The sequence below is a fragment of the Nostoc sp. CmiVER01 genome (assembly GCF_034531135.2).
Classification (GTDB): Bacteria; Cyanobacteriota; Cyanobacteriia; order Cyanobacteriales; family Nostocaceae; genus Nostoc.
The window spans coordinates 1-13105 of sequence record NZ_JAVRBU020000041.1 but is presented as its reverse complement, the minus strand read 5'-3'; the positions used below and the strand labels follow the sequence as shown (position 1 = coordinate 13105).

Annotated in this window: 13 protein-coding genes and 1 pseudogene; 2 read left to right on the top strand and 12 right to left on the bottom strand. The window is 41.6% G+C overall.

Annotation, left to right across the window (positions count from 1 at the left end; genetic code table 11):
- A partial coding sequence (locus RMZ43_RS35745) for a hypothetical protein (RefSeq protein ID WP_428851004.1) occupies window positions 1-181 on the bottom strand: 181 nt, incomplete at its 3' end.
- A gap of 189 nt (window positions 182-370) precedes the next feature.
- Here RMZ43_RS35745 and RMZ43_RS35740 point away from each other — a divergent pair.
- Both RMZ43_RS35740 and RMZ43_RS35735 read left to right on the top strand, forming a co-directional pair.
- The gene (locus tag RMZ43_RS35740; RefSeq protein ID WP_322652292.1) at window positions 371-985 is read left to right on the top strand and encodes a TetR/AcrR family transcriptional regulator; all 615 of its coding nucleotides are present in this window, start codon (window positions 371-373) and stop codon (window positions 983-985) included.
- A gap of 120 nt (window positions 986-1105) precedes the next feature.
- Complete coding sequence (locus tag RMZ43_RS35735; protein ID WP_322652293.1) at window positions 1106-1804, top strand: type 1 glutamine amidotransferase; 699 nt, start codon at window positions 1106-1108, stop codon at window positions 1802-1804.
- A 45-nt stretch (window positions 1805-1849) separates the two neighbouring features.
- Here the strand turns inward: RMZ43_RS35735 and RMZ43_RS35730 are convergent, their stop codons facing one another.
- From RMZ43_RS35730 to nifH, 11 genes and pseudogenes are all read right to left on the bottom strand, one after another.
- Complete coding sequence (locus RMZ43_RS35730; RefSeq protein WP_322652294.1) at window positions 1850-2932, bottom strand: energy-coupling factor ABC transporter ATP-binding protein; 1083 nt, start codon at window positions 2930-2932, stop codon at window positions 1850-1852.
- On the bottom strand, window positions 2929-3627 hold the full coding sequence (locus tag RMZ43_RS35725) for an ABC transporter permease (RefSeq protein ID WP_322652295.1): 699 nt from the start codon (window positions 3625-3627) through the stop codon (window positions 2929-2931). The genes RMZ43_RS35730 and RMZ43_RS35725 overlap by 4 nt, the downstream gene beginning before the upstream one ends.
- A gap of 83 nt (window positions 3628-3710) precedes the next feature.
- Window positions 3711-4595 (bottom strand): substrate-binding domain-containing protein, encoded by an 885-nt coding sequence (locus tag RMZ43_RS35720; protein WP_322652062.1) that lies wholly within the window; start codon window positions 4593-4595, stop codon window positions 3711-3713.
- A 356-nt stretch (window positions 4596-4951) separates the two neighbouring features.
- Window positions 4952-5184, bottom strand: a pseudogene (locus RMZ43_RS35715) (cytochrome c oxidase subunit 3); the annotation flags it as partial.
- Between the two features lie 207 nt (window positions 5185-5391).
- On the bottom strand, window positions 5392-5619 hold the full coding sequence (locus RMZ43_RS35710) for a hypothetical protein (protein WP_094332482.1): 228 nt from the start codon (window positions 5617-5619) through the stop codon (window positions 5392-5394).
- A 702-nt stretch (window positions 5620-6321) separates the two neighbouring features.
- Window positions 6322-7143, bottom strand: a complete 822-nt coding sequence (locus RMZ43_RS35705; protein WP_322652061.1) for an NADPH-dependent oxidoreductase — start codon at window positions 7141-7143, stop codon at window positions 6322-6324.
- A 97-nt stretch (window positions 7144-7240) separates the two neighbouring features.
- Window positions 7241-7951, bottom strand: a complete 711-nt coding sequence (locus tag RMZ43_RS35700; protein WP_322652296.1) for a 2OG-Fe(II) oxygenase — start codon at window positions 7949-7951, stop codon at window positions 7241-7243.
- Window positions 7952-8294: 343 nt separating this feature from the next.
- Window positions 8295-9413 carry a homocitrate synthase gene (nifV, locus tag RMZ43_RS35695; RefSeq protein WP_322652067.1) on the bottom strand — a complete coding sequence of 373 codons (1119 nt, stop codon included), beginning with the start codon at window positions 9411-9413 and terminating at the stop codon, window positions 8295-8297.
- A gap of 143 nt (window positions 9414-9556) precedes the next feature.
- Window positions 9557-10831 carry a substrate-binding domain-containing protein gene (locus RMZ43_RS35690; protein WP_322652059.1) on the bottom strand — a complete coding sequence of 425 codons (1275 nt, stop codon included), beginning with the start codon at window positions 10829-10831 and terminating at the stop codon, window positions 9557-9559.
- A 351-nt stretch (window positions 10832-11182) separates the two neighbouring features.
- The gene (locus RMZ43_RS35685; RefSeq protein ID WP_322652058.1) at window positions 11183-11569 is read right to left on the bottom strand and encodes a hypothetical protein; all 387 of its coding nucleotides are present in this window, start codon (window positions 11567-11569) and stop codon (window positions 11183-11185) included.
- Between the two features lie 166 nt (window positions 11570-11735).
- Window positions 11736-12560: a nitrogenase iron protein gene (nifH, locus tag RMZ43_RS35680; RefSeq protein ID WP_416212129.1), complete on the bottom strand. Its 825-nt coding sequence runs from the start codon at window positions 12558-12560 to the stop codon at window positions 11736-11738.
- Between the last annotated feature and the right edge of the window lie 545 nt (window positions 12561-13105).

The window sequence follows — 13105 nt, the reverse complement described above, 5'->3', positions numbered from 1 at the left end:
CCACTTCACGCACAAAGGATCTCCAAGCACTTGCGCTGTAGTGATGAAGCCAAATCCCATAAGTTAACCAATTGTTTGATGAACTGATGGTCTTGCTCCACAAGTTTCTGGAGGATTGTGGAAGTACTTGATCGGTAGCAGTTCTGAAGTTCGGGGGGACTTTGGTCTGCTTGCAGTTCATCAATCACTTTTGGGATAAATCTTTTATTATTTACAGATAGTTTTTTCTTAAATCCCCAGAAAAAATCAAAGCTTTGGCGAATGAAAAATAGAATAAGCAATCGATAAATAATATTATTTGCTATTTAACCAATTGGGTAAAGCAAACTTAATTGAACTTCCAGATTAATTAAATAACCTGGTGTTTAAAATGATTAAACCGAAAACAACCCGTAAATCTGTTCGCGATCGCATCCTAAATACAGCATCAGGCTTGTTTTATCGAGAGGGAATTCGCAATGTCGGTATTGATAGAATCGTTGCGGAATCTGGTGTTGCTAAAATGTCGCTCTACAATCATTTCAAGTCAAAGGATGCATTGATTGAAGCATGGCTGCGACAACAAGATGAACAATGGTGTGAATGGCTTAAAACCACAATTGAGCAACGAGCTTCTAACCCACCCCAACAACTACTGGCAATATTTGATGCCCTACGGGAATGGTTTGAGGGCCCAGATTTTCGAGGTTGTGCATTCATTAATGCTTCAGTGGAACTAGCCAATGCTGACCATCCTGGACATAGAGTGGCATTAGAGCATCAACAATCGATTTACCACTACATTAAGAGCCTAGCTCAAGAAGCAGTTGTTTCATCACCGGAACAGTTAGCCAGGCAACTACTTCTTTTAGTGCAAGGTGCGATCGTAGTTGCGATGATGGAAGGAAGTTGGTCAACTGCTTCACAGGCGAAAAAAGTAGCAGCAACGTTAATCCAGACTGCATCAAAATCCGGCGTTACTGAAACAGTGCTGAGTGCTGAGTAAAAAAGCAATAATCGCACAGGCTAAACGCCCCGCTATCCATGTATAGCACTCCTGAAATGAAGTTTATTATATGATTTAATGTAAAAAATCACACTGCAACTAAGTTCGGAGCAATCAGGGATGAGAATTCATTACTTACAACATGTGCCATTTGAAGGACTTGCTAGTATTGAACACTGGTTGACAAAGAAAGATCATATTCTCTCCGCAACTAAGTTTTATAACGATGACAGTTTGCCATCTGTTGATGACCTAGATTGGTTGATAGTGATGGGCGGGCCGATGAATGTCTATGAGGATGATAAGTATCCTTGGTTGACTTTGGAAAAATATTTTATTGAAGAAGCAATCAAAAAGAATAAAATAGTTATTGGCATTTGTCTTGGTTCACAGCTAATCGCTGATGTTTTAGGTTCCAAGGTTTACAAAGGTCAGGAAAAAGAAATAGGTTGGTATCCGATTCAAATGACAATAGAAGCACAAAGTTATCCTGTTTTTGCCTCATTACCTGCAAATTTCACTGTGTTTCATTGGCATGGTGATACTTTTAACTTACCACCGGGTGCTGTACGACTAGCCTCTAGTGAAGTATGTGCAAATCAAGCTTTCATTTATGGAGATAGAGTATTAGGTTTACAATTTCACCTAGAATCAACTCAAGACAGCGTTCGGCAAATTATTGACAATTGCGCCTCGGAATTAGTTACAGGTAAATATATTCAGGAACCCAAAGAAATGCTTGCACGGGATGATGATTTTAGTAATATAAATACTGCCATGTGTAAAATTTTAGAGTATTTTGCTACTTTGACTGACTAAATTCTTATTTATACCGCTATTTCTAGTATAAAACCGTCTATTGTTCTAAACAAAATGTGCATCTTTAGGATTGAATGCTAGTTTAATTATCTCATGGGGATATACATTGCCAAATATATGATTCCGAGGCACTCTGGCAATTAAAGTTTGTTCTCCCACCTTCACCCAAATACTACAAATACCAATACCATTTAAAACCCGTTCTACTAGCCCTTCAATAATTACCGAACATAGTTTATGCCGCATTGAAGAACTTGCATCATAAAGATTGAAAGTATCGCCAGATAAACAACATGTAGTAATTGGTTTTGTGATTTCCCCAGGATATAAAAACTCTATCCCGTTTGCAAGTTTGATAAAATTTCCACGGCTACTCCGTTCTACATGGCACGGAATAATATTATCTATCCCTACCAGTCTGGCAAGCTGCTCGTTAGCTGGTCGGCGGATGATAGTTTCCAAGTTATCATCCTGGATAATACAGCCGTCAAATAAAGCGATCGCTCGATCGGCAAAATGCAGTATATCTGTAAAATTATGACTGACTAATATGACTGCTGATCCCCTCGCTTGCGCCCATTGTCTAATTTTGTCGATCATCTGGGGACGTATTCCCACATCTAAAGAGGCAGAAGGCTCATCCAAAAGCAGCAATTCGGAATCAGCAACTAAACCGCAGGCAATACAAACTCGTTTGGCTTCACCACCGGACAGAGAACGAGCTGACTGATTTGCCAGGTGTTCACAGCCAAAAGTTGCAAGTGCGGTATGTACCGTTTGCTTAATCTTGTGTGTTGGTGTTCCGCGAAACTTTAATACCTTGGCAACATTATTAAAAACAGTGTCATCCAGTAGTAAGGTTTCTTGAAATACCAAAGCCGAACGACGACGCAACAATGTTTTATTGGTATTGCGGACATCCTGTCCAAATAATTGCATCTCACCACGGTAAGGTTGCAAGAGATTGATTGTTCTTAGCAAAGTGCTTTTACCAGCGCCATTGGGGCCAAGCACTGCAACCAATTCTCCTGGACGGACTGCAAAATTTTTAATTGACAGGATATTTTTACGTGTTTTGCTATCAACGCTAACCTGTCGCATATTCAGGGCATACTCGTTAGTACTCATAAAATTTTCTTGTCATGCTGTAAGATAGTCAGCAACACAATAACGGTGTATGTGATGATCAGGAGAATGTATGCGATCGCTATTGCAACATCGTAATTTCCTTTCCCTACCTCCGTAACGATCGCTGTAGTCAGGACTCTAGTCTGCCCCTTAATATTGCCGCCCACCATCATGGATGCACCAACTTCCGAGATGACGCGACCAAAACCAGCCATGATTGCAGCCATTAACCCTAACCGTGCTTCCTTGATTAGCAACCAGTTGACTTGCCACTGTGTCGCCCCCATTGATAACAATCGCCAGCGTAGTTTCGGATTAATACTGATAATTGCCGCAAAACTGAAGCCAGCAACAATTGGAAAAGCAATGATAGCTTCGGCTACGATCATCGCTGTGGGCGTGTACATCAAATCCAGATTTCCTAACGGGCCAGATCGCCACAAAAATAGACTGACGAATAAACCGACTACCACAGGTGGTAATCCCATACCGAAGTTAATCAAACTAGTTAGAGTCTGCTTGCCGATGAAATCCACCAATGCTAGCCATAGTCCTAATGGTAGTCCCAGTAAAACGCTAATGGCTGTAGCTGTTCCAGATACGAACAATGTCATTGTCATGACTTGGATAACGTCGCGATCGCCACTGGTTAATAGCTCAAAAGCTTTGAAAGCTCCTTCGATGATTGTATTCACAAATACAACTCTCTTAAAAAATTGGGAAAGAATACTCAAATATGCAGAAAAGCAACCCTTAATTAGCTGATGCTCAAGTTTTTCTAAAAGCCGTAATCTTTTTCCGTTTTACCAGCATCAACATAAAATAGCGGTTGTCCGAACTCTTTTTTACCGTGGGCTGCAATCAGTGTCTGTCCTTCAGCAGATAAAACAAAATCAATAAACGCTTTAGCTCCAGCACTATTCACTCTAGGAAATTTCTGAGAATTTACTTCCATGACATGGTATAGATTTAACAGTTTCTTGTCTCCTTGCACTAGTATGGGCAAAGACAGGTTTTTCTTCTGAAATATATAGGTTGCTCGATCTGCTAAGGTATATCCTAATTTTTGATTAGCGACTTGCAAAGTTTGCGCCATTCCTGAACCTGTTTGCTGATACCAAGTACCAGATGGTGTGATGTTTGCTTGTTTCCATAAATCTTTTTCTAGTTTGTTAGTACCTGAGTCATCACCCCGCGATACAAACAATGCTTTGTTTTTAGCAATCAGACTGAACGCTTCCACAGCATTCTTTTTACCTTGGATCTTTGCCTTGTCTGCATCTGGGCCGACAATTACAAAGTCATTATGCATTACCAAGTGGCGATTAATTACCGCACCACCTGACAAAACTTTGCGTTCGGCTTTAGGTGAATTGACGAATAGTGCGTCAACTTCACCTTTTTCAGCCATAGCCAAAGCCTGTCCAGTGCCGACTGCAACCTTTTTGAGCTTATATCCTGTTTTCTTTTCAATCGCCGGAACTAAATCATCTAGCAGCCCGCTATCCTCAATACTCGTTGTCATCGCTACGATCACATCTTTCTTCGCTGGGGACTGTCCAAGAATTGGCTTTTGGTTGACTAGATTATTAGCAAAGCCGATGCAAAGAATCGCTAGGAAACTTACCAAACACCCATCGCGCACAGCCCGATGATTGATCATTGCGCTCTCCTACCAATCTTTATGCCAATATATTTTACTCACGCAAGTAAAGCTTACATTGGAAAGTATAAGCAAGATTGACTAGGAAATCAACCATTTATGTTGTTTTCCAGACAATTATGATGGTTATACCAATTCTTTATGAAGATGCATAGAATTAAAAACGAACCGCCAAGAACGCCAAGAGCGCCAAGAAGAGAGGGTTAATCATTTTGTGCAGCTTCACATTAAATTGGTATTAGAAGGATTCTAAATATTACAAAGTCGTACAATCTGTTCAGAAGGAGAAGCAAGAAAACAACGAGAGATCGCATTCAACTTCTTAGTATATTTATTCCAGAAATTGAACAATGATTGACAAAGCTACTAGAAACAAGAATTACCGTATTAATTGCCGGATCTCTGACTTCCAGTCCAGAAACACCAGCTGGTAGCCAGTCAGTATTTGCTGTTTTATAGACAATATATGCTGTAAAAAACCGAGGAAAATGAAAGTCTCTGACAGCAAGAAGACAATGAAGCCGAACATCTTACTGCCTTCTTCATCATGGGTATGCTCGTGTGAGGGATGATATGATTCTTCTGAAATTGCGGAACAACTCTACTAAAATCAAAATGAACTTGTAACCAGTTATTGGAACTTGAAGTTATCCCCTTTAGCATGGTGTTTCCTAATAGATTAGATTCATTTATCTCCATAACTGAAATAGTGCTGAGTATCTAGCATCGATTACTCAGCACTTGGAACTGTATTCAATTCCCATTTAGCTATAGGGTTTAACTCAGCCCTATTAAACTATTTGGAACCGTTTAGTTTATGGGCGGTTTCGGCAGTTTTCATCTTTGATGCTGCGGTTGTTAAGTTATTCGCAGCTTTGACGATCTCTTCTAAAGTTTCGTTAACCAGATTCTCATCAAGAGAGGTTTCTGATAAGTAAGTTTCGATAAAAATCTCCACTCGACTAACAATTATTTTGCTTTGAGAGCGTAGTCTGTTGAGGTCTTTGGTAGATAGATTATTCATTGTTTGAAGTTCCTTTGGTTTTGCGGGTTAGTTCTACATTTTTGGTCAGCCTGTTGACTGCTTAAATACCTTCAGATTCCTCAAATTATTACAAAGGTTTCAAGCAGGAGAATTGCTGTATCTGACAAGTTAGCGAGTCTATTTTAGGACTTACGCACTGAAAACGTAAAACTACTGGTCTGTCAAGTCAATTTTGACAAGTAGATAAATTCTTCAATTTCTCTTCCTTTCTTTTTCCTTGCTTCGTGTACTTCGTGTCTTTGTGGATCGTCCCTTTACCTTTTAAACTTCGCTTGATAGATTACTATTGGTCTGTCCCATTAATTCTGAGAATTAAGAGAACGAACCGCAAAGGACGCAAAGAGCGCAAAGTAGAAGAGGTAAAGAAGAAAAATTTAAAACTGATTCACCTATCAAAACTTTTGGGACAGACTACTAGGATTTGAGATTGCTTCTATTAGAGATGCTGCACTCGCAATGACATAATTATGTTACGGCGCGTAAGTTCTATATTTATTCCTGAGACTTACGCACCAAAATCATCTTTTGAGACTGAGTGTAAGGTTTTAAGCCTTTAAGCATCAAAAGCTTTGGTGCAGATATCAGAAGTTCTCCTTTAGTCGCCGCTCTTGCTAGCTTACTTAAGATTAAGGGTATGGTGAATGCTTAGAGTTCTTTGTGTCTTTCGGCTGTTGACTCCTTTTATAGCAATTTGAAGCCGAAGTTATTCAGAGTATCACGTAAGTACTTACACCCTTTTAAATAGTCTAAAGTGGCAATCCGCTCGGCTGAGTGTTGCGACCAATCACCAGCGACATTCATCTTTTGTTCAGTATAGAATTCTTTCATGATGTCGTTGTAGTGAGCGATCGCTTCATCTTGCTCTGCCAATTTATAGGTTTCCCGGTGGAATACAGCTGGCTGAGGTAGACGTGGCTTAACAACAGGTTGTGCTTCAGGATTGGGATAACCCACACACAATCCAAACACAGGGAATACAAAAGGTGGCAAATTCAATAATGTGGCTACCTCTTGAGTACTTTTGCGGATTGCACCGATATATACCGTTCCTAAACCAACAGATTCAGCAGCTATGATCGCATTTTGCGCTGCGACTGAAGCATCGACTATGGCTTTAACCAAGAGTTCTACGTAATCCAGGGCTACGGGAGTTAGTCCGCGACTTAGGGCAACATGAGCCAGACGACCTAAATCTGCTAACCAAACGAAGAATACGGGAGCTTGGTTAATCCATACTTGGTTATTAGCCAGCCTGCATAATTCTGCTTTGCGTTCTTGATCTTCAACTGCTACTACACTCCAGGTTTGCATATTAGCTGAACTAGGAGCAGATTGAGCAGCAGCAACTAGCCATTCTAGGGTTCCTGGTGGTAAAGGATCGGATAGATAAGACCGGACTGAACGGTGAGCTAGTAGTGTTTCTAGAGATTCGTTCCAGTCAATTTCATAATTGAAGGGAATCTCACCGTAGCGCGATCGCAGTAGTTCTGTAGGATTGGTCATAGTTAAAGGGATTACCAACAACGGGAAAGAAACAAGAAATATCTAAAAAATCAGCCTCCTGATTTTCTGACAAAAGTAGAGAGAAAATACTTAATTGCTACGCAGCTAGCTGGGTTTCTCCAAAATCTGAAGTTAGATCATTCCGAAAAAAAGCAACTCGTAAAGCTAGCCGAGACTCAGATGCAGGGCAAGTAAGCGGAGTAACCGTATGCCAAGAATTGTCAGAACGTACGATTGCAACTGAGGAATCGCTGACGGGTAGAATGTCTTGGAAGGCAGATTCTGGCTGGGAGTCTTTGAGAATTCGCAAACAGCCTCCCCAGTCTACAGACCATTGTTGATTGAAAAATAGCAGATGAGTTAAAACTTTGTTCGGCTCGTCTGTATGAGGACGATGGGAGTGTCCAAAATTATACCGACGAAACCCAATACCCATTGCACAGTTTTTTAACTCTAACCCAGACATTTCGGCTAAAGCTTTGCGGTAAGAATCTGTCCACAGTTCTTCTATCAACTGGCGCCAGGTATTACTAAGGTGTCCCAAATCACTAGTAAATTTCCCTTCTGCAATGCGCTGCTGCCAGCGACTATCGCCAAATCTGAGCATTAAGGAAATATCCTCACTAGTGACAAACATTTTTCTCCACAGATATCCGTATCCCTCCCCTTCCGACAAATGAAACTCTTCGTGAGGAAAAGTGGCAGCTAGTTCTAAGCTTGCTTCTGATGAAAGCAGGTTTTTGATCAAAGCCCAATTGTATGGAACTTTTTGCATTGCTGTGGTACGAATGGAATCAAAGTTAAGCATGGTAGAAAAAACGCTTTAGTAAAATTAACCAATCATGATTACCCTGGACATCAAGTGGTATTGGAGCATCAACAACCGATTTACCTCTGCATCAAGAAGCTTTGCTCAAGAAGCAGTTGTTTCATCGCCGGAACACTTAGGAGTCATTCCAATCAATTTCGTGATTGAAAGGAATTTCACGCGATCGCAATAGTTTGTCTCGTCGCACGCATCGCAGTAGTTGTGTTGGATTTGTCATAATCAACTTTTGAACTTGAACGCTTTTTTACGATTTCAGAGCGATTACCAACCCCATTGCAAATTTGTTTAGGTACAAGACAACTCGCCTTGTAGATGTGTGCGTTCATCCTTGGGGAACCAAACTCAGGAGTTCTTCAACAGTGAGACTGCGTTTAACTTTTACTGACTGATGCTTTACAGCATCTAGCACTGATTGAATTTCTAGTTGACTGAGCGTGATTCCATGTTCTTGCAGCACACTAAATATCAGATGCCGACCGGAATGTTTGCCTACAACAAGGCGACGTTCCCAACCAACATCTTCCGGTGCAAACGGTTCGTAAGTACCAGGATTTTGCAACACACCATGAGCATGAATCCCCGACTCGTGTGCAAAAGTATTTTCACCCACGATCGCTTTCCAGGGAGGAACCGACCAATTAGCAGCTTTTGCAACTAACCGTGATAGTTCCAGCAATCGTTTTGTATTAATACCTGTTGGAATGCCGTAGAGGTGTTTCAATGCCATCACAATTTCTTCCAATGCCGCATTACCTGCGCGTTCCCCAATCCCATTTACGGTAGTGTTGACCGATCGCGCCCCTGCTTCAATACCAGCTAGCGAGTTCGCCATTGCCAGTCCAAAATCATTATGCGTGTGCATTTCTATGGGAATGAATAGATGATGCACAAGGGAGCGAACTTTACTGTAAGTGTTCAGAGGGTCGAGAATTCCTACAGTGTCACAAAAGCGAAACCGGAAAGCTCCCAACTCTTGAGCATAATACGCCACATCCAGTAGAAAAGATGGATCGGCTCTGGAAGAATCTTCTCCGCCAACAGATACAGCTAAACCGCGATCGCAAGCAAAATTAATCGCATCCCGCAGAAGATCCAGCATTACCTGCTGCTTACCCCCAAACTTGGCGGCAATCTGAATTTCTGAGACAGGAACGGAAATATGCACCCGTTCCAAACCACAATCTATAGATGCCTGGATATCAGACAATTTAGCACGGTTCCAGCCAAGTAACTGGGCATTTAATCCCAGATTAGCGATCGCTCGGATCGACTCTGCTTCTTCTTGTCCCATTGCCGGAACGCCAATTTCTAGTTCTGGAACACCAATGGCATCAAGAAAAGTAGCGATCGCAATTTTTTCTTCAACATTAAAGGCTACACCCGCCGCTTGTTCACCATCTCGCAAGGTTGTATCATTAATTTGAACTGGATGTTTATTCATAGTGAAGTGATGATTCATTTTGTAGCTAACTTGTTGGGTAATTTTAATTTGCTTGAGTAATTAGTAATTGAAAGACAAAGCAGCTAACTTGAGTTATGGAAACTAAAAGACATATTTCTTAACTGGAGTGTAACAATTACGAATTACGAAATATTTGCTACCACTTCTCCAATATTGCTAGTGTCATAGCCGCCGAGAATCTCTAATTGCGATCGCACTAGCTGATGTCCCAAGATACTGAGAAACTGCTTTACTGGTTCTTCTTCCAGGTATTCTTTAATAATCACCAAGTCATATCGCGCCCGATGAAGGGGGATAAATCCCAAACCAAAGGCAGTAGCTATAGATGCCGTACTGATACCTGCATCAGCGATTCCTGAGACTACAGACAAGGCAACATCTTGATGGCTATGAACGATATGGTCAGATCCTTTAACTTTGTGCAATGGCACTCCTTCCTCTTGGAGTTTCCGTTCTAAAAGCATCCGACTGCCAGAACCTACTTCATGGGTGACAATAGTTGCTCCAAATTCGACTAAGTCGGAAACTTTTTTAACTCCCATTGGGTTTCCTGGTGGGACTAACAAACCTTCTTCCCAAACTCCAAGGGTAATCAAAATTGCACTTTTATCTGTTAATGCTTTCCGTACAAAGGGGATATTATGTTCCCCAGTGTCAGCATCGTATAAGTGCATACCTGCAATGTGAACTTCACCTCGGCACAAACTACGCAATGCAGCCCCGCTATGGGCGAAACGATAATGAATTCGTAGTTTTGGATGCCAACGTTCAGTTGCTCTTGCTAAGAGGGAAAGCACAGGTGTACAACCAGCAATCACAACTGTATTGTGCAGTTTATCCATATCATCTAGAAGCCGAACCTGGACTTTATTTGTACCGATCTGGTTCTGTGCTTCATCCTCAGAGTGAGCCTTGTTACTAGCTACCTCGGTCACTGAGGGTAGCCGAAGTGCTGACGCTAATGGCAATTTGCTGATGCAAGGGAATTCTTTTACTCTTACGGATTCCGCAGTCTCTTGACTTACCGCAACTGTCTCACCATCAGCTGGAATCATTTCGATCCGAAAAGCATCGTTCCCAACGAGAGGATAAGCTATCCATTGATCCCCAACCCGCGCTAGACTAACTCGCGATCGCTGTTGCTTAGGGACTGATCCCGCAAGAATTGCCTCAACTTCTGGTAAATCTTCCTCAAACCAGAATAAGTCCTCGACTTGGCAACCAAGCGCTTTAGCTAAACGTAGTGACATAGCAACAGAAGGAGCATATTGTCCTAATTCCACACCACCAATACTCTGACGAGTTACGCCAGCTATATTAGCTAATTCTTGTTGACTCATGCCCAAGCGAGTTCTAATTGACTTCAGGTTATTGCAAAGATTCACATCCAGTTTCATGAGGCTGTATCTCTCCGTTAGAAAAAGCCGCAGCAGATAAACTTAAATTTGTTGGGTCAATAGCAAGGTTTTTTAGTGTCGCTATTTTTGTTGTCAGACATCTTGATGTTTTGACAATTTTGCTTATTTTTTGCAAGTATAGCATCCATATCGCTAAAATACTTGCACTTTTGGATACGATTTTAGTGATTTAGCAATCGCAGTCGGCAAGCTATATCACCAACACAAAACTTAGTACAGCTTTGCATTAATTCGTAGCGAATAGACTCAAACAGACTTTGCGTTGTACTCTGCGCCCTTTGCGTTTAAATTTCAACCCTCAATTCGCCACGGTTTGACGCAAAACTGTACTTAGTCCGAGTGCGGTAAATCCTGATCTAAATGCCAATTGCCTTTTTTAGTTGGGACTGCCACCCACTGGAGTTCCAACCATAAGATCGGATTCTTTTCCTTCAATCTTGAGGCGGGATCGCGGATAATGCGTGTGGCATTTATGCAAACAGCCTGACATATCCCCAAGTTTTGGGCAACGTCTCTAAAAACGTCTTTGTTGGCATTAATCGAGGCAAACAGCATATTAGGATAATAAACAACAAAATGTTGTATAAGTTTTGGAGGACAACCCCAGTAAGAGTTTACGAGTTCGACATGGCAGTACTGGAGCAACTCGCCGACTTTGGCACAGCGTTCCTTGACTACGGTAGTAAATTTTTGGACTAAAACCTCTTCGGTCAACATAATGAGTTCTCCTCCTTCAATGAGGTAGACGAATTTTGGCGTAGTTCAGAACGCTGATTTCTCAAATGGTGGTAAGAAGTTTACGCAGTTTTTTCTGCTTTTTCGAGTCAGAGATTGCCAATTGCTCCAGAAACTTTGTATGAGGGATAACCCCTACTGCATCGTCCTAGTCAAACAACCCAAACTTTACCAGCAGTTCCTCTAGCTGATCGTTAGACATAGATTTCGGAGTGACAAAATCTGTATTTTGGTCAATTGCCATTGCCAGGTTACGATAGTGCTGCGCCTGTTCACACTCAGGAGCATACTCAATTACCGTCTTGCGGTGGAACTCTGCCCGTTGCACTATGTTGTCTCTGGGTATGGAGTAAATCATTTGAGTCCCTAGTTTCTCTGCCAGAGCCTTAATTAGATCGTTTTCCTGATCGACTTTGCGAGAATTACAGATCAATCCTCCCAAACGTATACCGCCTATAGGAGCGTATTTTTGAATGCTTTGGCAGATGTTATTAGCGGTATACATCGCCATCATTTCCCCAGAAGTGACAATGTAAATTTCTTGAGCTTTGCGCTCACGAATGGGCATGACAAATCCACCGCATACGACATCACCCAGGCCATCATAAAATGTATAATCTAGTCTAACTGCATCATCATAAGCACCTAATTGTTCTAGCAACCCAATTGATGTCAGAATGCCTCGACCTGTACATCCCACACCAGGTTCCGGCCCACCCGATTCCACACACAATGTCTTCCCCCATCCCTCTTGGCGGAAGTCTTTTAAATTCACATCTTCTTCTTCTTTACGCAACGTATCAAGTACAATCTTCTGGTGGAATCCCCCCAAAAGGAGCCGGGTGGAGTCTGCTTTCGAGTCACACCCTACAACCATCACCTTACGACCTATATCAGTCAGTCCAGCCACTACGTTTTGAGTCGTTGTGGACTTGCCAACTCCCCCTCTTCCATAAATAGCGATTTTCCGCATAAAAACCTCGGTAATGGCGCAGACTTATTAATTCGGCTCCAAGATTATGGTGTAATCAAGCAGAGTATTGAATCAAATTGGAATTTTAATTCTTGAAAATGTTTACTACATAGTTTGTGACTGCATTGATGCTGTTAGATAGTGGACATCAGCCGTCTATCCAGCACTATAAATATTGCAGTTACTTGCTAGAAGTTAACCAGCGTTTTACAAATATGGCAGTAAATATTAGTGGGATGCGAGATACAACAAGAGTACCAAAAATTAGTCAGAATCCTGTCACTAATAATTCAAGAAACTTCCAAAGATACGGCAGATGCATAAGAAATTTTCACTTCATCACAGCAAGACAAGCATTATTTTCGCTGCAAAGAAGATACATAGAAAAATCAGTCCAGCCTACGCTATGGCAACGGCTTCGCCAAACGAAAAACCGATTTTTGGGCGGTTTTGCTCCACTTCGATTAACGTTATGCCGTCACCAATAACTGATGAGGCTGGGCTGATACTCACTTCAAAGGAATCTAAGGAGTTTTTATTCTGGT

Coding starts and splice junctions, on each gene's coding strand:
- RMZ43_RS35700 (WP_322652296.1), bottom strand. CDS start 7,951: ATGCTTAACTTTGATTCCATTCGTACCACAGCAATGCAAAAAGTTCCA.
- RMZ43_RS35740 (WP_322652292.1), top strand. CDS start 371: ATGATTAAACCGAAAACAACCCGTAAATCTGTTCGCGATCGCATCCTA.
- RMZ43_RS35720 (WP_322652062.1), bottom strand. CDS start 4,595: ATGATCAATCATCGGGCTGTGCGCGATGGGTGTTTGGTAAGTTTCCTA.
- RMZ43_RS35705 (WP_322652061.1), bottom strand. CDS start 7,143: ATGACCAATCCTACAGAACTACTGCGATCGCGCTACGGTGAGATTCCC.
- RMZ43_RS35710 (WP_094332482.1), bottom strand. CDS start 5,619: ATGAATAATCTATCTACCAAAGACCTCAACAGACTACGCTCTCAAAGC.
- RMZ43_RS35735 (WP_322652293.1), top strand. CDS start 1,106: ATGAGAATTCATTACTTACAACATGTGCCATTTGAAGGACTTGCTAGT.
- RMZ43_RS35690 (WP_322652059.1), bottom strand. CDS start 10,831: ATGAAACTGGATGTGAATCTTTGCAATAACCTGAAGTCAATTAGAACT.
- RMZ43_RS35730 (WP_322652294.1), bottom strand. CDS start 2,932: ATGAGTACTAACGAGTATGCCCTGAATATGCGACAGGTTAGCGTTGAT.
- RMZ43_RS35685 (WP_322652058.1), bottom strand. CDS start 11,569: ATGTTGACCGAAGAGGTTTTAGTCCAAAAATTTACTACCGTAGTCAAG.
- nifV (WP_322652067.1), bottom strand. CDS start 9,413: ATGAATAAACATCCAGTTCAAATTAATGATACAACCTTGCGAGATGGT.
- nifH (WP_416212129.1), bottom strand. CDS start 12,560: ATGCGGAAAATCGCTATTTATGGAAGAGGGGGAGTTGGCAAGTCCACA.